This is a genomic window from Modicisalibacter sp. MOD 31.J, from assembly GCF_020147985.1.
Classification (GTDB): domain Bacteria; phylum Pseudomonadota; class Gammaproteobacteria; order Pseudomonadales; family Halomonadaceae; genus Modicisalibacter; species Modicisalibacter coralii.
Genome location: NZ_JAGXFF010000003.1, coordinates 338,336 through 355,252 on the forward strand (window position 1 = coordinate 338,336; position 16,917 = coordinate 355,252).

Below are 16,917 nucleotides of genomic sequence, written 5' to 3' on the forward strand. Positions count from 1 at the left end.
TTCCCGGCGGCAGCCAACGCCCGGCCTTGAGGGGGAGGGTTCAGCTCACCGCCACCACTACGCTCTCCAGCGACTCGCGCGGGATATCGCGGGTGATGAACACCAGCCGCGAGCGGTGGTCTTCATCGGGCCAGGCGTCGAGCTCCACCGGCGGGTGGAAGATGTGCTGTACACCGTGGATCACGGTGGGGCGCTCGCGCCCGGCCAGGTTGAGAACGCCCTTGATGCGCAGCATGTTCTCGCCCATCAGTGCCGCCATCAGCTCGAGCCAGGCCTCGAAGCGGCCGAGGTCGATCGGTGCCTCCAGGGTGAAGCAGTGGGCGCGTATGCGGTCGTCGTGGCGGTTGGGGTCGCGCGTGGGATCGGGTGCATCACCGTCCATCGGGGTGAGCAGCGGCCCGGCACCCGCGGGGCCGGTACTGAAGGCCATTGCGGCCAGACTCGGCGGTTGGGCGTAGGCGTCGATCCAGCGGGCGAGATCGGGTCGGGTGCCGTCGTCCCCCATCAGCCCCAGCCCGGTCAAGGCGCTGGCCTCGATCTCGCCCTGGACCACCTGGCGCTGGCCGGCCCCCGGGTTGATCTCGGCCAGGCGCCGGGCGAGTGCCGCCAGCGCCTCTGAGGATGCCAGGTCGGCCTTGGTCAGCAGCAGGCGGTCGGCCACGGCGGCCTGCTTGAGCGCTTCCGCGTGCTGGTCGAGGGTGGCGCCACCGTGGACGGCATCGATGGTGGTGACGATGCCATCGAGCCGGTACTGGCGGACCAGCCTGGGCTCGGTCATCAGCGTGTGCAGGATCGGCGCCGGGTCGGCCAGGCCGGTGGTCTCGATCACCACGCGGTCGAACTGGCGCCGCCCTTCCCGTGCATAGCGCCAGGGCGCATCGCGCAGCGTCCGGGCGAGATCGCCACGGATGGTGCAGCACAGGCAGCCACTGTCCAGCGCCACCACCTCGGTCTCGTCGGTGGCGCTGAACAGGCGATGATCGAGCCCGATCTCGCCGAACTCGTTGATGATCACCAGGGTGCGGTCCATGGCGGGCTGGCGCACCAGACGATTGAGCAGGGTGGTCTTGCCGCTGCCGAGAAAGCCGGTCAACAGGGTGACGGAGATGGGTGTCGTCGCGGTCTTGGGCATGGCGGTCGGGCCAGAGGGTGGATGCATGTCGTCGATGCGAAACTTTGTGTCGGGAGATCATAGTATATCATTATTGTTATGTTATAACATAACAATAATGTGTCATGTCGGCCTCGCCACGCCGCTGGTGTATCGGCCCGTCGCGATGACACCCACGGGGTCGATATGACGTTGCCTCACCCCCTACATCACCCACAACATGACGCACGATCAGCTCAATACGGCGTTCGATCTGCTCCATCGCGGTGAGGCGATCCGCTCGGTGATCCACTACCAGCCGCAGGAGACGATGACCGGGGATCTACCCGGGGTGACCCTCGGCGACAGCAAGAAGACCCCCGAGCCCGCCTGATCGCGAGCGCCTGCGCTCAGGTCTAGATCGCAACGACGCCCGGCTCATTGGAGTCGGGCGTTGGCGTGAGAGCGGCCTGTGGTGATGCCACTATTTTTCTGATTCTTTCTTTTTGATTCTGGAGCCCGATCTTGACCTGCTGACGCCGGGCGATATCCCCGCAGCAGATGGCACACCAGGATCGCCACAACTGCCAGCAGGCCAGCGTCGAGGTTGATGGCCAACGGCAGGCGCTGACCCTGACCGAGCCCTCGCGCTCGCGCCAGAGCGGCGGCACCCGCTTCGTGTTGCGCTGGCCGCTGCAGCTGATACGGCAAGCTCGAGGCATACCGGGTATTGGGTCATAGCCGCATGCCGACACCGATGCGATTGAGGGCGTTCATCAGGGCAATGGCGAACGTCAGGTCGGAAACCTCCGTCTCGCTGAAATGGGCCAGCAACGGCGTATAGGTCTCGTCGGGCGCGGCGGTTTCGTCCACTCGGGTCAAGGCGTCGGCCCAGGCCAGGGCGGCGCGCTCGCGGCTCGTGAAATGCCGGCTGGCCCGCCAGCCGGCAATGCTGTCGATCTTGCCGTTATCGATTCCCTGCTCGCGTAGCCGGGCGGCATGCATCTGGGTACAGAAGGCGCAGCCGTTGAGCTGGGAAACCCGCAGGTTGATGAGTTCGAGTGTGGCCGCATCCAGGGGGCCATTCTCGAGTGCCGTCTTGGCGCCCAGGAAGTGTCGGTAGGTGTCGGCCGACAGGGTCGAATAGGGCAGGCGCAGTGTTTCCATGGTGGGATTCTCTTGGGTCGGGGACCCCTCGGGGGCCGGGGAAGCGGTGAGCGTCGCGGCGATCTGCAGCGGGGAGGACGCCATGTCGAACGCCTCGTTTCGGGACATCCAACATAGCGGGGGTATGGCATAGTCAATAGGGCCAAGATTCACTGAATTGACTGGGACATCACCATGTCGAATCGTCATCTGGAACCCGATCGTCGCCAGAACGTGCCGCTCTATCGCCAGCTCTACCAGCGGTTTCGCGAGTCGATCGCCACCGGGCGATTGCGGCCCGATGACCGTGTGCCCTCCGTGCGTAGCCTGGCCAGCGAACTCAATCTGTCACGCGGCACGGTGGAGCTGGCTTACCAGCTCCTCGTCAGTGAGGGGTATTTCCTGTCGCGCGGCGCGGCGGGCACCTTCGTCTCGCCGGCGCTGGCGATGGGGCGAACCGCGGATCTCGTCGAGCGACGGGACGTCGCGATATCGACACCGGGCGGCGAACCTCGGTCTCCCTTGCCGTTTCAACTGGGCCTGCCGGCGCTGGATGCGTTTCCCGGCAAGCTCTGGTCACGGTTGACGACACGTCGGTTGAGACGCCGAAACGCCGCGCAACTCGGTTATCCCGATCCCCGGGGGATGAGGGCGTTGCGCGAGGCACTGGCGACCTATCTCGGCGTGTCGCGGGGCATCGATTGCCATGCGCACCAGATCATCATCACCGCCGGCTATCGGGATGCCCTGAGTGTGATCTGTCGGACGCTGCTGAGACCCGGTGATCGAGGCTGGTTCGAAGAGCCAGGTTACTTCATGGCCCGGGACATGTTGCAGGCCGCCGGCATGTCGCTCGTCCCGATCGACGTGGATGCCGAAGGGCTGGACGTCGCCGCGGGGCGACGCCGAGCCGAGGATGCCCGATTCGCGGTGGTCACGCCGTCCCATCAAAGCCCGATGGGCGTGACACTGACGCTGCCACGTCGCTTGGCGCTGCTCGAGTGGGCCGCGGACAATCAGGCCTGGATCATCGAGGACGACTACGACAGCGAGTTCCGTTACCGTGGCCGACCGTTGCCGGCATTGAAGAGTCTCGATCGGCGAGGTCGCGTGCTCTACACGGGGACGTTCAGCAAGGCGCTCTTCCCCGATCTGCGATTGGCCTATCTGGTGGTACCGGAAGCGGAGGTCGAGCGTTTTTGCCATACCCTGGTCGCTTTCGGACATGGCTGTCCCGAACTGCCCCAGGCGGTGGTTGCCGATTTCATGAGCGAGGGGCATTTTTCTCGCCATCTGAAACGCATGCGTGCGTTGTACGCCGAGCGTCGCGACTGCCTCAGGCGAGCCCTCGAGACGCGGCTTGCCGCTCGCCTGCGTGTCGACCTGCCGGCGGGCGGCATGCAACTGCTGGCTCGCCTGATCGACGATGATGACGATGTGCGCCTGGCGGCACGGGCGCAACGACGAGGCCTGGCGGTCAAGGCACTGTCGGATTGGTATCTGGGGCAGGAAACGAGCTCGGGGTTGTTGCTGGGATTCACGAACGTCCAGGACGCCGACGAGGCCGAGCGACTCGTCGGGCGGTTGCAGGGCGTCTGGAGAGGGTGACAGGAAACCTTGCCGGGCGCGCTTGAGCACCGAGGACGACGGGTTCGGACGCTCTGCTATTCTGGGATGGCACTGACAAGGAGTGAATCGATGGTCAATGGGGTGAGAAGTCTGTTGGGACGCAGTTGGTGGATTCTGATGGTCTACGGGGTCATCGCCATCGTTTTCGGGGTGATCGCCGTCTTCCAGCCGCTCACCGCGATCGCCGCGCTGACCTGGATCATGGGGATCATGGCGCTCGCCGAAGGCATCACCAGCCTGTTTACCCTGGCGACCGGCTCGGGCGGCTTCGCTCGGGGCTGGCTGGTGTTCTACGGGGTGATCTCGGTGCTGTTCGGGTTGATCGCCGTGTTCGACCCGCTCTCGGCGGCCAGCGCACTGCTGGTGCTGCTGGGACTCTGGCTGATCGTCGCCGGCGTGCATCGCCTGTTGCTGGGGCTGCGGGTGCGCCGCCACGTGCCCGGCGAGGGCTGGACCGTGCTGAGCGGCGTGCTGGCGCTGATCCTGGGCGTCATCTTCGTGGTCAGCCCGCTCAGCGGCCTGGCGGTCACCGCCATCTGGATCGGCGTCATCGCGCTGCTCTACGGGGTCGTGCAGGTGATGGCGGCGCTGCGCCTGCGCCGACTGCTGTAGCCGCCGAGGCGAACTTTCGGGCAGGCCCACGGCCTATACAGGGATGACAAACGCACGATCAAGGGAAATGCTGAATAAATCGGCGAGCGGGATGAAGCGCGAGGCGCATGGAACGTAGAAAACGAGACATAACATGAAGTTAGGCGAGTTTTCGAGTACCACGCAACGAAGCGATTCGCTCGCGCAGGCATTTATGCAGCGTTTCCCAAGGAGAGCAATCATGTCACGTCAATGGATGGTATCCGGCATCGTCGTCGCCTCGGCGACGCTGGGGCTGCTGGCCTGTGCCGACGCCCTGGCCGCGCAGGACGGGGAGGCGGGCTCGAAGGGGCTGGTCGAACAGTGCCACGAGCAGGCGCTGAAGGGGCCGGCCGGGGATCGGCTCGAGGGCATGCCGCTGGAGGAGTCGACCAATGCACCCGGTTACGAGCCGGGCCAGCCCTACACTCTGCGCATCAACCTGCACGGTCACGGCAACGTCTACTACAACGTGACCTGTGGCGTCGACGCCCAAGGCAACGTGACCTTCGAGAGCGTCGACGAGTCCGGCCAGCCGCACGTGTGAACGCCGCGGGTGAGTCAGCGGCCCCGCGGCATCAACACCCACAACTGGCCGGGCTGCTTGGTGCGACCGGCCAGTTCACCGGCCTGATCCCCCTGCCCCCAGAACAGGTCCGCGCGCACCGCGCCCTTGATCGCGCTGCCGGTATCCTGGGCGACCATCAGTCGCTGCATCGGCTCGTTGGACAGCGGCCGGGTGGTGGCCATGAAGACCGGTGCCCCCAGCGGAATGTGCGAGGGATCCACGGCGAGACTGCGCCGTGAGGTGAGCGGGACGCCGAGGGCGCCGACCGGGCCGTCGCCCCGGGTGGTGGCGTCGTCGCCGTCACGGATCTGGAAGAACACCACCCGGGGATTGACGTCGAGCGCGCTGTCCACCTGCCCGGGATGGCGTCGTGCCCAGGCGCGGATGCCCGGCAGGGTCGCCTGACCCGGCGTGATCTCGCCGCTGTCGATCAGTGCCCGGGCAAAGGAGCGGAACGGCTGGTTGTTGGTGCCGGCGAAGCCGACGCGCAGCGTGCCGCCTTCGGCGAGTTCGATCCGCCCCGATCCCTGGATCTGCAGATAGGCCGCCTCGATGGGATCGGTGACCCACACCAGCTCGTGGCCGTCGAGCACGCCGCTGCGGCGCAACTGGGCACGTCCGGGCCGCGTCGCCCCGGGGGAACCCTGCCAGGCCGGCGGCAGGCGATAGATCGGCACCTGATACTCGCCGTGGCGGGTCAGCGAACCGTGCAGTACCGGCTCGTAGTAGCCGGTGATCAAGCCGGTGGTGGTCCCGTCGTCGTTGACCATCAGGTAGGGATTGAAGCGGTTCTCGAAGAAGTGGCGGATGGCGGCGCTGTCCAGCGGATCGACCCGGTCGGCATCTCGGCACACCGCGGCCCAGCCATCGCGCCGGGCGAGCCGGGTGCAACTGTCGCGGAAGGCGCCCCAGGCCGCCACGGCGTTCTCCTGTGACCAGCCCGGCAGGTCCCGCCAGCCCATCGGATGCATCTTGCGGGTCAGTTGTTGTTCCACCGGCGATGCCGGCTCCGGGGCGGGGCGCTGACTGCTGCACGCGGCGAGCAGCAGCAGCACGATCAGGCCGGCCCAGTACCGGCCGCTGGGGGGCAACCATCGTCCATGACGACGCGGGCTGTCGACGATCACGCAAGGCACCTCGTTTTCCGTTCCTTGAAGGCGCCGTCGTGGCGGCGCTGGCTCGATTATAGGCAAGCGCCGCTCCTCATGGCAGCGCTCGCGGCGCGCTGCGGTCGAATCCGGGCAGCGGACGCGGAGAAGCGCGTGGCGTATCATGACCGCCTGATCCGCCTAAGGAAATGCTGAATAAATCGACGAGCGAGATGAAGCGCGAGGCGCATGGAACGCAGAAAACGAGACATAACATGAAGTTAGGCGAGTTTTCGAGTACCACGCAACGAAGCGATTCGCTCGCGCAGGCATTTATGCAGTGTTTCCCTAACGGGAGCGCCATGTCGACCTCAACCGCCGCCCCCCAGCCTCGTGCGCCGTCGCTCTACCTGGGCCTGCCGATGTGGGCCAATGGCGACTGGCGTGGTGGTCTCTACCCGCGTCACGCCACATCGGAGGACTTCCTCGGCGACTATGCCCGGGTGTTCTCCTGCGTCGAGGGCAACACCACTTTCTACAGCGGCGCGCCGCGCGAGGCAACGGTGGCCAACTGGGTCCGGCAGACGCCGGAGAACTTCCGCTTCTGCTTCAAGCTGCCGGCGCGGCTCACCCACGAGCAGCGCCTGGCGGGCGTCGATGCCGAGCTCGACGACTTCCTGACGCGCCTGGCGCCGCTCGGCCCCCGATTGGGGCCGGTGATGATCCAGTTGCCACGGGACTTCGGCGAGGACGAATTGCCGCGACTGGAAGGTGTTCTCGGCCGCTGGCCCAGTGACATTCCCTGCAGTGTCGAGGTCCGGGCCAGTGAATTTTTCCACAAGGGAAGGGCAGAACAGCAACTCAACCGGTTGTTGATAACTCATGGCGTCGATCGGGTGATGCTCGACGTGCGCCCGCTGTTCGCGACCCCGGCCGGCGACGATCGCCGCCTGCAAAAGGCCCAGGCCGAGAAACCCAGACGCCCGCTACACGTGCTCTCCACGGCAGATAGGCCGATCGTGCGCTTCATCGGGCATCTCGACGAGGCGCTCAACAACGAACGCTTCACGCCGTGGATCGAGCGGCTCACGTTGTGGATAAAACAGGGGAAAACCCCTTTCCTGTTTGTGCATACCCCGGACAATCGTCAGGCACCGCAGCTTGCGCGAAGGCTCCACGAGCGGCTTGCCATGGGCGATTTGCCGGCCTTCCCCGGCGAGCGCCAGGCCGCGCTGTTCTGAGTGCGGTGGAGCACCAGCTAGCGACGCCATGGCGCCTGGTCAATCCACCCCGGCAGGCTGGCCAACGGCGGCGCTATCGGATAGTTTTGTCGGTCATTTTCGTCATCATGGCGTTTCTTGCTGGCAGCAGCGGCCGATACCACCGATGGCGCCTGCTGTCCGGCAATACCCGGCAGGGCCGGCGATGCCGCGTCTCACCCGATGCGACGTCGTCGGTCCGCCTCGGCGGCAGTGATCCTGCTGGCGTTTCAAGGATCCTGCCATGCCCCTGGTCTGCGTCGTGCGACCCACGGCGCGCGGGACGTGGCCCAACAAGGACAAGCCGTCATCGCATCCGATCGATCGATGACGACACGTACACTCAGGGTGAATTATGTCAAAACAACTTCATGCGCACTGGTCGTCCCGGCTGGCCTTCGTCCTGGCGGCGACGGGCTCGGCGGTCGGCCTCGGCAACATCTGGAAATTTCCCTACATGGTGGGCCAGAGCGGTGGCGCGGCCTTCGTGCTCGTCTATCTGGTCTGCATCGCGCTCATCGGGTTGCCGATCCTGGTCGCCGAATGGCTGCTCGGCCGGCGCGGCCAGAAGAACCCGGTCTCCACCATGAGTGAACTGACCCGCACCAACCGCCTCAGCTCCGGCTGGGTGGCCGTGGGCATCAGCGGCGTGCTGGGCGCCTTTCTGATCCTGTCGTTCTACAGCGTGATCGGCGGCTGGTCGCTGTCCTATACCCTGGGCGCGGTCACCGGCGATTTCAGCGGCCTGGACGCCGACGGCATCGGGGGTCTGTTCAATGGCATGCTGGGCGATCCGGCCCGGCTCCTCGGCTGGCACTCGGTGTTCATGCTGCTGACCATCGGCATCGTCGCCCGCGGCGTGACCAAGGGCCTGGAGGGGGCGGTACGTACCCTGATGCCGGCACTGGCGATCCTGCTGGTGGTGCTGATCGGCTACGGCATGACCACCGGGCATTTCGGCGAGGCGCTCGCCTACCTGTTCCAGCCCGACTGGAGCAAGCTGACCGGCACCACCGTGCTGGCGGCGCTGGGTCACGCCTTCTTCACGCTGTCGCTGGGCATGGGCATCATGATGGCCTACGGCTCCTACCTGGGCGAGGAGGTCAACCTGCTGCGCACCGCGCGCACCGTGGTGATCATGGACACGGTGATCGCCCTCGGCGCGGGGCTGGCGATCTTCCCCATCGTCTTCGCCAACGGGCTCGACCTGAACTCCGGGCCGGGGTTGATCTTCGTCACCCTGCCGCTGGCCTTCGGCAACATGGGCGGGGGCGTGATCCTCGGTCTGATGTTCTTCCTGCTGCTGACCTTCGCCGCGCTGACCTCGGCGATCTCGCTGCTCGAGCCGGTGGTGGAATTCGTCGAGGAGCGCACGCCGCTGTCACGTGCCGCCGCGACGCTCGTCTCCGGCGTGGCGGCCTGGGCGCTGGGCATCGCCGCGTTGCTGTCGTTCAACGTCTGGAGCGGTCCGGTGCTGTTCGGGCTCGATGTGTTCAACCTGCTCGACACCCTGACCAGCAAGTTCATGCTGCCGTTGACCGGGCTGGGGGTGATCCTGTTCACCGCCTGGTGCCTCGATCGGCGCAGCGTTCAGGAGGAACTGGGGCTGGTCGGCGGCAGTGCCGCTGTCTGGCAGGTGGTGACCCGTTTCATCGCCCCGCTGGGGGTGATCGTGGTCTTCATCGGCAGCCTGTGAGGCGACCGCCTGCGCGAAGCGAGACGCCCCGGCCATCGGCCGGGGCGTCCGTGTGTCGGGCTACTGCAAGGCGTCGTCCTCGTAGTCGGTGATCTCCCGCTCGAGCTGCTTGATCTCGCGGTGCATCTCGATGCCGCGGCGGGCGCGGAGGTAGCGCACGGCGGCGGTCTTCTTGCGGGTCTCGTGCTCGTTGACCTCGAGGGTCATGAAGATATCCATGAGCTCGCTCTTGACGGCGCCGAGCTGTTCTTCGTTGCGCATGATCGACTCTCCTTGCAGTACGAGAGGTGCCCCCAGGCCTTGCCGGCAACGGGTTGCATTCGACCATGCGACGAGAATACCAAGTGGACGTGAGTCCAGCCCGACCGTCGCCAGCCGGTATTGCCAACGAGACCTGAACACGTCACTTCTTACTATACCCCAGTTGACAAAATCGTGACATTGAGGGCCCGGCTGCCGTTTTTAACGCAGATTGGGCATACTGGAGTCGCCGTCGCGGCCTGCGGGAGGATTCGCCCCTCGCGGGTGACGAGCGCCGCACCCCAACCGCAACGAGGAGCGAGCCGTGAGCCGTGCCCTGTTCGATGAAATGAGACGTCGCATGGAGCACTTTCGCCGCTCCGAGCAGAAGGTGGCGCGCTTCGTGCTGCGCAATCCCGACGAAGTCATTCACATGCGCATCGTCGACCTGGCCACCGAGGCCAAGGTCAGCGAGCCCACCGTGGTGCGCTTCTGCCGGGCGCTGGGCTGCAACGGCTTCCAGGACTTCAAGCTCAAGCTGGCGCAGATGCTGGCCTCGGGCAGCCAGTTCGCCCAGTTCTCGATGAACGACAGCGACAGCATCGCCGAGTTTTCCCACAGCATCTTCGACTCCACCGTGGGCACCCTGCTGTCGGTGCGTGACCGGCTCGACAACGACGCGCTGGGCCGCGCGGTCAACGCCCTGACCATGGCCGACCGGGTCGAGTTCTACGGTTTCGGGGCGTCCGGCGCGGTGGCCTTCGACGCCCAGCACAAGTTCTTCCGCCTGCAGATCTCCACCTCGGCCTATGCCGACCCGCACATGCAGAACATGTCCGCGGCGACCCTCAAGGAGGGCGACGTGGTGGTGGCGATCTCGCAGACCGGGCGCACCCGGGCGCTGGTCGACAGCGTGCGTCTGGCGCGGGAGAGCGGTGCCACGGTGATCGGCCTGTGTCCCAGCGGCTCGCCGCTGGCCGAGGAGGTCAGCCTGGCGCTGTACATCGACGTCCACGAGGACACCGAGATCTACACCCCGATGAGTTCGCGTATCGCCCATCTGGTGATCATCGACGTGCTCGCGGTGGGGGTGGCCAAGACCCGCGGGCCCCGGCTCGCCGAGCAGTTGAAGGCGGTCAAGCGCAGCCTCACGCCGCTGCGCTTTCCCGAGCCGGGCGAGGAAGAAGGGCCGGCGTGAGGCGCTTCAGGGGTCGGTCCGGCCCCGGCAATGGCTGTCGTCGAAGACCAGATCCTGCGGGGAGACCGGTTCGAGCTTGTTGAGCCAGGGTTGCCAGTTGGTGGTGATGCCGAGAAAGTGCAGGAAGTGACCGTCGCGGCTGGTGCGGGTGTCGGGCTTGTTGCGCTTGAGGCGTTTCCAGAAGCGGGGCCCGCGATAGCGCCAGGTGTTGTGCTGGGATATGACGTCGACCGCCTCGGCCCGGCAGATGAACTTGCGTGCCGTGGTCTTGCGCTGTGCATAGCGGTGGCAAAAATCGCCGTAGGAGTAGTCGTCGCTCGCCGGGGTGACGTAAGGCACGTTGTAGCTGTCGAAATAGAGCGTCCCCTGGCGCGCCACGTCCGCCAGGATCCGCTCGGGATCGGCGATCAGCAGCTCATCGATGTCGAAGTTGAACAGCACTCCGCGCCCGACGAAGCGACGCAGGCAATGATTCAGGGCGCCCGCCTGGGCGAACTTGTTGAACACCTTGCCGGGCGGGCCGTAAGGGAAATGCCAGCGGATCACCTGTGCCCGGCCGGCGAGCACGGTTTCGAGTTCGTCGACGTTGTCGCTGCCGTTGTCGTAGAGATAGATCGCGTCCAGCGGATAGCGGGCGCGGTAGAAGTCGACCCACTCGGAGATCCAGCGCGTACGGTTGTTCTTGGAGATGGCGGCCAGCACGTTGCGCGGCGGCGGCGCTTCGCCGTCACCGGCGAGGTCGAGGGTCGTCGTGAAATCGGCGAAGCTGAAGGTCACGCGGTGCGTGGCCGCCGCCGGCAACGCGGCGGTGAGCAGCGAGAGGCGCTGTTCGTCCCACTCCTGGCGCTGGAAGGCGACCTCGCGGCCATCGATGCTCAGGGTCATCGCATCGACGTAGTCGGCGAGATTCAGCGCCGGGGGGCCGATCGCGACCAGGCGGCGACGCTGGTCATCCACGAAGACATCGTAGAAGAGCGTCTTGCCGTCGAAGCGTGCCATGGCCTCGGGTTCCACCGGATTGCGGGGGTTGGGCCGGCGCGAGACGGCCACCGAATCCGGGATGACCACGGGGTTGAGCGATGGATGCATGGCTGTCGTGTCTCTGCGTGCGGGAAGCCCGCATGAAAGCGGGACGCCGCTGAGCTGTCAACCGGCTCGCGGGCCGGGGGCCCGAGACAACGCGGCGAATCGCTCGCGGTTGCCCGGATCGGCCCGAGCCTGCCCCTCGGGCAGGCGCCGTGGCGGCCGCGATATGCTAAGCTGGGCGCTCATTTCGAGACCCGATTGACCCTCCATGGACGACGTTTCACCGGGCGACGTCTCGTCGCTGCTCGACGATCTCAATCCGGCCCAGCGCGAGGCCGTGAGCGCGCCGCTGGGCAACATGCTGGTGCTGGCCGGCGCCGGCTCGGGCAAGACCCGCGTGCTGGTGCACCGCATCGCCTGGCTGATGCAGGTCGAGCGGCTCTCGCCCTACGCGATCCTCGCCGTGACCTTCACCAACAAGGCGGCCCGCGAGATGCGCACCCGCCTCGAGGCGCTGCTGGGCCTCTCGCTGCGCAACATCTGGGTGGGGACCTTCCACTCCATCGCTCACCGCCTGCTGCGCACCCACTGGCAGGATGCGCGCCTGCCGCAGCATTTCCAGATCATCGATGGCGACGACCAGCTGCGCCTGATCAAGCGCCTGCTCAAGGATTACAACATCGACGACGAGCGCTATCCGCCGCGTCAGGTGCAGTACTTCATCTCGGGCTGCAAGGAGGAGGGCCTGCGTCCGCAGCAGGTGCAGACCCACGGCGACGCCTATCTGGGCCAGATGGTCGAACTCTACGAGCGCTACCAGCTGACCTGCGAGCGCGGCGGGCTGGTCGACTTCGGCGAACTGCTGCTGCGCAGCCTCGAGCTGTTGCGCGACAACCCGCGGCTGCTGGCGCACTATCGCGAACGCTTCGCCCATCTGCTGGTCGACGAGTTCCAGGACACCAACACCCTGCAGTACGCCTGGCTCAAGCTGCTCGCCGGCGACAGTGCCGGCCTCACCGTGGTCGGCGACGACGACCAGTCGATCTACGGCTGGCGCGGGGCGCGGGTCGAGAACATCCGCCGCTTCGAGGAGGAGTTCGCCGACACGCGCACCGTGCGTCTCGAGCAGAACTACCGCTCGACCAGCGCGATCCTCGACGCCGCCAATGCCCTGATCAGCCACAACGCCGGGCGCATGGGCAAGGAGCTGTGGACCGCCGGGGCCAAGGGCGAGCCGATCTCGGTGTATGCCGGCTTCAACGACCTGGACGAGGCGCGCTTCATCGTCGACACCATCAAGGAGAAGGTCGACGAGGGCTTCAACCGCCGCGAGATCGCCATCCTCTACCGCTCCAACGCCCAGTCGCGGGTCATCGAGGAGACCCTGATCCGCCAGGGCATGCCGTATCGCATCTACGGCGGCCAGCGCTTCTACGAGCGCCTGGAGATCAAGAATGCCCTGGCCTACCTGCGCCTGCTGCTCAACCGCGAGGACGACGCCTCGCTGGAACGCGTGATCAATGTGCCCGCGCGGGGCATCGGCACGCGCACCGTGGAGATCCTGCGCGTGCGCGCCCGCGAGACCGGCGTCTCGCTGTGGCAGGCACTCCACGACAGCGTCAGCGACGGGACGCTGAAGGGGCGGGCCGGCAATGCCGTCAGCGCCTTCGCCAACCTGATCGACCAGCTCGACAACGATACCTCGGGCATGGCGCTGCACGAGATCATCGAGCACGTCAACGCGATCACCGGTCTGGTCGAGCATCACCGCAACGAAAAGGGCGAGAAGGGCCAGGCCCGGGTCGAGAACCTCGAGGAACTGGTCAATGCCGCGCGCGCCTTCACCCAGGGCGAGGCGCTGGCGATACAGGAAGTCGGCGAGGGCAGTGCGGCCCTCGAGCCGTTTCTCGCCGAGGCGGCGCTCAACGCCGGTGATCACGAGGCCGACGAGTTCGAGGACGGCGTGCAGCTGATGACCCTGCACTCGGCCAAGGGCCTGGAGTTTCCGGTGGTGTTCATCGCCGGGGTCGAGGAGGGACTGTTCCCGCACAAGATGTCGCTGGAGGAGCCCGGGCGTCTCGAGGAGGAGCGCCGGCTCTGCTATGTCGGCGTGACCCGTGCCATGCACAAGCTCTACCTGACCCATGCCGAACTGCGCCGACTGCACGGCAAGGAGACCTTCCAGCGGCCGTCGCGCTTTCTGCGCGAGCTGCCCGAGGAACTGCTCGAGGAGGTTCGCCTGCGCGGTCAGGTTTCGCGTCCGGTGACCGCCACGCGCCCGGCGCGCGGGCTGTCGCAGCAGGAGTCGGTGTCCGCCGGCGACGACCTGCCGAGCCTGTCGCTGGGCCAGCGGGTGAGTCATCCGCTGTTCGGCGAGGGCGTGATCCTCGACGCCGAGGGCCAGGGCGAGCGGGCCCGGGTCCACGTCAGCTTCGAGGAAGAGGGCAACAAGTGGCTGGTGCTGGGGTTCGCCAAGCTGACGCCGCTGTGACCTCGTCCGCCGCCGCCTGACGGTCGTCTGCCGGTCCGCGGCGGCGGCCTTTCCTGCCTTGCCGGTCAATTAAGCCCTAACGCATACTGTGGCCTTTCGGTCGCGGCCGCGCCGTGCCCGGGACAGGACACAGACCCCACGGGGCACAAGAACACCAAATCGGAGATACGTCTGCATGCAACGTCGCAAGTTCCTCACGACGCTGGGGGCCGGGGCCGCCGGCGCCGTGGCCGCGCCCTTCGTTTCCACCGCCCGCGCCCAGGACACCGTGCGCTGGAAGATGGTCACCTCCTGGCCCAAGAACTTCCCGGCACTGGGCACCGGGGCCAATGACTTCGCCAAGCGCATCGGCGAACTCTCCGGCGGGCGCATGCAGGTCGACGTCTACGGCGCCGGCGAGATGGTGCCGGCCCTCGAGGTGTTTGATGCGGTCTCCGAGGGCACCGCCCAGATGGGGCACTCCGCGTCCTACTACTGGCGCGGCAAGGTGCCGGCGGCACAGTACTTCACCGCCGTGCCGTTCGGCATGAACACCACCGAGACCAACGCCTGGTTGTACCAGGGCGACGGCATGAAACTGTGGGACGAGCTCTACGCCGGCTTCAACCTCAAGCCGTTCGCGGTGGGCAACACCGGCACCCAGATGGCCGGCTGGTTCAAGAAGGAGATCAACTCCCTCGAGGACATGCAGGGCCTGAAGATCCGCCTGCCCGGGCTGGCCGGCGAGGTGATGAACCGTATCGGCGCCACCGCCCTGACCATCCCCGGCTCGGAGATCTTTACCTCGATGCAGACCGGCGTGCTCGACGCCGCCGACTGGGTGGGCCCCTACAACGACCTGGCCTTCGGCCTCTATCAAGTCGCCGAGTACTACTATACCTCGGCCTGGAACGAGCCCAGCGCGATCCTCGAGGGCACGGTCAACCTCGATGCCTGGAAGGCGCTGCCCGACGATCTCAAGGTGGTGGTCAGCGAGGCCGCCCGCTCGGCCAACCTGGCGATGATCGACGAGTTCACCTTGCGCAACGCCGAAGCGCTCGAGACGCTGGTCGACGAGCATGGCGTCAAGCTGCGCTCGCTGCCCGACGACGTGATCGAGGCGCTCGCCGAGGCTTCACAGACCGTGCTCGCCGAACAGGCCGCCGGCGATCCGGCGTCGAAGAAGATCTTCGACTCCTATCAGGCCTTCCAGCAGCAGGTACGGCGCTTCACCGACATCGGCGAATTCGCCTATCTCAAAAACCGGGCGATGGTGGACAAGGGCTGACGTCAGTCGTTGTCGGGCACCGGCCGTATCCGCCCATTGTCGTCCAGTGCCACCATCACGAAACGCGCCTCGGTGACCTTGTGGAGTTCGTCGGGGTTGCGTTCGTGGGGCGGGCGGATCCATACCTCGACGTCGATGGTGATCGAGCTGTGGCCGATCTCGCGCACCGCGGTGAAGATATTGGCCACCGAGCCGATGCGTACCGGGCACAGGAAGTCCATCGCCTCGATGGCGACCGTGGCGGTGCGCCCGTGGGCCTGGCGACCGGCGCACAATTCGGCGGCCTGGTCCATCTGGTTGACCAGCCAGCCGCCGCTGATGTCGCCGTAGAAGTTGGTATCCTGACGGGTGGCCAGGACCTTGAGGGTCAGATCGCCCTGCGGGGCGGGGACGTCGTCGAGATCGGTCATGGTCGATTCATTTCCGGCGCTTGTTGTTATCAGGGTCGATGGCGATCATCTTAAACGTCGCTGCGGTGCCGCGACCAGCGCCGAATGCATTCCGCTCGGAGGGCCGCGATGGGTGGTGCCTGGAAAGGATGGTTGATGGGCAGGCTGGCGATGCTGATCCTGGCGGCGTCGGCGTTGGTCGGCGGTGATGTCCGCGCCGCGCCGGTGGTCGGTACCCTCGACGTGATCGGCTCGGACACCCTGGCCGGGCTGATGATGCGCTGGGGCGAGCAGTTCGAACGCCGCTACCCGGGGGTGCGCCTGCAGCTGCAGGCCACCGGGTCGGCCACCGCGCCGCCGGCGCTCGCCCAGGGCACCACGCGGATCGGCGCCATGTCGCGTCGCATGACCGACGCCGAGCGCGCCGACTTCATCGCCCGCCGGGGGTACGCGCCCACCGCCTTGCCGGTGGCGCTCGATGCCCTGGCCGTGTTCGTGCATCGCGACAATCCGCTCGACGCCATCTCCCTCAGCGAGCTCGATGCGCTGTTCTCCGATACCCGCCGCTGCGGCGAACCACGCGCGATCGACCGCTGGGGCGCACTGGGCCTCGACGGGCCCTGGCGCGAGCGGCCGATTACCCGACACGGTCGCAACAGCGCCTCGGGCACCTATGGCCTGTTCAAGCGGGTGGTGCTGTGCCACGGCGACTTCCGTCCCGACGTCAATCAGTACCCCGGCTCGGCGGCGGTGGTCGCCGCGGTGGGCGAGAGTCTCGGCGGCATCGGCTACTCGGGGATGGGCTATCTCACCGCGGCGGTCAAGCCTCTGGCGCTGATCGACGCCGACGGTCGAGCGGTGCCGCCTTCGCTCGAGGCCGCCCGCGAGGGCCGCTATCCGCTGACGCGGCCTTTGCTGCTCTACGTCGACCTGGACCCCGAAGCCCCCTTGGCGCCACTCGAGCGGGCCTTTCTCGACCTGGTGCTCTCCCGTGACGGCCAGGCACGCGTCGTCGAGGCGGGGTTCGTGCCGTTGCCCGAGGCGCAACGCCGGGCGTGGCGGCGTCGACTGGGCTTGCCGAGGGAACGCAACGGGGCGTGGGAAAGCCCCTCGGAGGCCTCGCCATGAACCGATTGTCATCGTTTTGTCATGCGTCTGTCGTAATGTCGCGTTTTACCCTCGTCCGCACCCACCTCGTGA

The 16,917-nt window shown here is 66.6% G+C and carries 16 protein-coding genes; 10 read left to right on the top strand and 6 right to left on the bottom strand.

The features are described 5' to 3' along the window. Positions 1-40 precede the first annotated feature (40 nt). Complete coding sequence (locus KGR00_RS12205) at positions 41-1,132, bottom strand: GTP-binding protein (RefSeq protein WP_224418475.1); 1,092 nt, start codon at positions 1,130-1,132, stop codon at positions 41-43. Between the two features lie 199 nt (positions 1,133-1,331). On the opposite strand from KGR00_RS12205, the gene KGR00_RS12210 reads away from it, so the two are divergent. Beyond that, positions 1,332-1,484 (top strand): hypothetical protein, encoded by a 153-nt coding sequence (locus KGR00_RS12210; protein WP_224418474.1) that lies wholly within the window; start codon positions 1,332-1,334, stop codon positions 1,482-1,484. Positions 1,485-1,825: 341 nt separating this feature from the next. Here the strand turns inward: KGR00_RS12210 and KGR00_RS12215 are convergent, their stop codons facing one another. Then, a complete protein-coding gene (locus tag KGR00_RS12215) occupies positions 1,826-2,341 on the bottom strand; it encodes a carboxymuconolactone decarboxylase family protein (RefSeq protein ID WP_224418473.1) in 516 nt (171 codons plus the stop codon). Between the two features lie 90 nt (positions 2,342-2,431). Here KGR00_RS12215 and KGR00_RS12220 point away from each other — a divergent pair, with 90 nt between their 5' ends. The 3 genes from KGR00_RS12220 to KGR00_RS12230 all read left to right on the top strand — a co-directional run bounded on the left by KGR00_RS12220 (position 2,432) and on the right by KGR00_RS12230 (position 5,042). After that, complete coding sequence (locus KGR00_RS12220; RefSeq protein WP_224418472.1) at positions 2,432-3,844, top strand: PLP-dependent aminotransferase family protein; 1,413 nt, start codon at positions 2,432-2,434, stop codon at positions 3,842-3,844. 90 nt (positions 3,845-3,934) lie between these two features. Beyond that, positions 3,935-4,477, top strand: a complete 543-nt coding sequence (locus tag KGR00_RS12225; protein ID WP_203234823.1) for a DUF308 domain-containing protein — start codon at positions 3,935-3,937, stop codon at positions 4,475-4,477. Between the two features lie 220 nt (positions 4,478-4,697). Then, positions 4,698-5,042, top strand: a complete 345-nt coding sequence (locus KGR00_RS12230) for a hypothetical protein (RefSeq protein ID WP_129139735.1) — start codon at positions 4,698-4,700, stop codon at positions 5,040-5,042. Between the two features lie 14 nt (positions 5,043-5,056). On the opposite strand, the gene KGR00_RS12235 is transcribed toward KGR00_RS12230, so the two are convergent. Next, complete coding sequence (locus tag KGR00_RS12235; protein WP_224418471.1) at positions 5,057-6,190, bottom strand: MltA domain-containing protein; 1,134 nt, start codon at positions 6,188-6,190, stop codon at positions 5,057-5,059. Between the two features lie 323 nt (positions 6,191-6,513). Here KGR00_RS12235 and KGR00_RS12240 point away from each other — a divergent pair, with 323 nt between their 5' ends. Further along, the gene (locus KGR00_RS12240; RefSeq protein ID WP_224418470.1) at positions 6,514-7,392 is read left to right on the top strand and encodes a DUF72 domain-containing protein; all 879 of its coding nucleotides are present in this window, start codon (positions 6,514-6,516) and stop codon (positions 7,390-7,392) included. A gap of 373 nt (positions 7,393-7,765) precedes the next feature. Next, on the top strand, positions 7,766-9,106 hold the full coding sequence (locus tag KGR00_RS12245; RefSeq protein WP_129139732.1) for a sodium-dependent transporter: 1,341 nt from the start codon (positions 7,766-7,768) through the stop codon (positions 9,104-9,106). A gap of 60 nt (positions 9,107-9,166) precedes the next feature. Here the strand turns inward: KGR00_RS12245 and KGR00_RS12250 are convergent, their stop codons facing one another. Beyond that, positions 9,167-9,367 carry a hypothetical protein gene (locus KGR00_RS12250; protein WP_129139731.1) on the bottom strand — a complete coding sequence of 67 codons (201 nt, stop codon included), beginning with the start codon at positions 9,365-9,367 and terminating at the stop codon, positions 9,167-9,169. Positions 9,368-9,671: 304 nt separating this feature from the next. On the opposite strand from KGR00_RS12250, the gene hexR reads away from it, so the two are divergent. After that, a complete protein-coding gene (hexR, locus tag KGR00_RS12255) occupies positions 9,672-10,544 on the top strand; it encodes a transcriptional regulator HexR (RefSeq protein ID WP_129139730.1) in 873 nt (290 codons plus the stop codon). A gap of 6 nt (positions 10,545-10,550) precedes the next feature. On the opposite strand, the gene KGR00_RS12260 is transcribed toward hexR, so the two are convergent. Then, positions 10,551-11,633 carry a glycosyltransferase family 92 protein gene (locus KGR00_RS12260; RefSeq protein ID WP_224418469.1) on the bottom strand — a complete coding sequence of 361 codons (1,083 nt, stop codon included), beginning with the start codon at positions 11,631-11,633 and terminating at the stop codon, positions 10,551-10,553. Between the two features lie 205 nt (positions 11,634-11,838). Here KGR00_RS12260 and uvrD point away from each other — a divergent pair, with 205 nt between their 5' ends. After that, positions 11,839-14,061, top strand: coding sequence for a DNA helicase II (uvrD, locus tag KGR00_RS12265; RefSeq protein WP_224418468.1), 2,223 nt, complete (start codon positions 11,839-11,841; stop codon positions 14,059-14,061). A gap of 175 nt (positions 14,062-14,236) precedes the next feature. Next, entirely contained in the window at positions 14,237-15,328 is a 1,092-nt protein-coding gene (locus KGR00_RS12270) for a TRAP transporter substrate-binding protein (protein WP_224418467.1), read from the top strand. Between the two features lie 2 nt (positions 15,329-15,330). Here KGR00_RS12270 and KGR00_RS12275 read toward each other — a convergent pair whose 3' ends face one another. After that, on the bottom strand, positions 15,331-15,738 hold the full coding sequence (locus KGR00_RS12275; RefSeq protein ID WP_129139726.1) for an acyl-CoA thioesterase: 408 nt from the start codon (positions 15,736-15,738) through the stop codon (positions 15,331-15,333). Positions 15,739-15,846: 108 nt separating this feature from the next. Between KGR00_RS12275 and KGR00_RS12280 the strand changes: the two genes are divergently transcribed. After that, positions 15,847-16,845, top strand: coding sequence for a phosphate ABC transporter substrate-binding protein (locus KGR00_RS12280; RefSeq protein ID WP_224418466.1), 999 nt, complete (start codon positions 15,847-15,849; stop codon positions 16,843-16,845). Positions 16,846-16,917 lie beyond the last annotated feature (72 nt).

Coding starts and splice junctions, on each gene's coding strand:
- KGR00_RS12275 (WP_129139726.1), bottom strand. CDS start 15,738: ATGACCGATCTCGACGACGTCCCCGCCCCGCAGGGCGATCTGACCCTC.
- KGR00_RS12220 (WP_224418472.1), top strand. CDS start 2,432: ATGTCGAATCGTCATCTGGAACCCGATCGTCGCCAGAACGTGCCGCTC.
- KGR00_RS12245 (WP_129139732.1), top strand. CDS start 7,766: ATGTCAAAACAACTTCATGCGCACTGGTCGTCCCGGCTGGCCTTCGTC.
- KGR00_RS12240 (WP_224418470.1), top strand. CDS start 6,514: ATGTCGACCTCAACCGCCGCCCCCCAGCCTCGTGCGCCGTCGCTCTAC.
- KGR00_RS12215 (WP_224418473.1), bottom strand. CDS start 2,341: ATGGCGTCCTCCCCGCTGCAGATCGCCGCGACGCTCACCGCTTCCCCG.
- KGR00_RS12205 (WP_224418475.1), bottom strand. CDS start 1,132: ATGCCCAAGACCGCGACGACACCCATCTCCGTCACCCTGTTGACCGGC.
- KGR00_RS12210 (WP_224418474.1), top strand. CDS start 1,332: ATGACGCACGATCAGCTCAATACGGCGTTCGATCTGCTCCATCGCGGT.
- KGR00_RS12280 (WP_224418466.1), top strand. CDS start 15,847: ATGGGTGGTGCCTGGAAAGGATGGTTGATGGGCAGGCTGGCGATGCTG.
- uvrD (WP_224418468.1), top strand. CDS start 11,839: ATGGACGACGTTTCACCGGGCGACGTCTCGTCGCTGCTCGACGATCTC.
- KGR00_RS12225 (WP_203234823.1), top strand. CDS start 3,935: ATGGTCAATGGGGTGAGAAGTCTGTTGGGACGCAGTTGGTGGATTCTG.
- KGR00_RS12230 (WP_129139735.1), top strand. CDS start 4,698: ATGTCACGTCAATGGATGGTATCCGGCATCGTCGTCGCCTCGGCGACG.
- KGR00_RS12250 (WP_129139731.1), bottom strand. CDS start 9,367: ATGCGCAACGAAGAACAGCTCGGCGCCGTCAAGAGCGAGCTCATGGAT.
- KGR00_RS12270 (WP_224418467.1), top strand. CDS start 14,237: ATGCAACGTCGCAAGTTCCTCACGACGCTGGGGGCCGGGGCCGCCGGC.
- KGR00_RS12260 (WP_224418469.1), bottom strand. CDS start 11,633: ATGCATCCATCGCTCAACCCCGTGGTCATCCCGGATTCGGTGGCCGTC.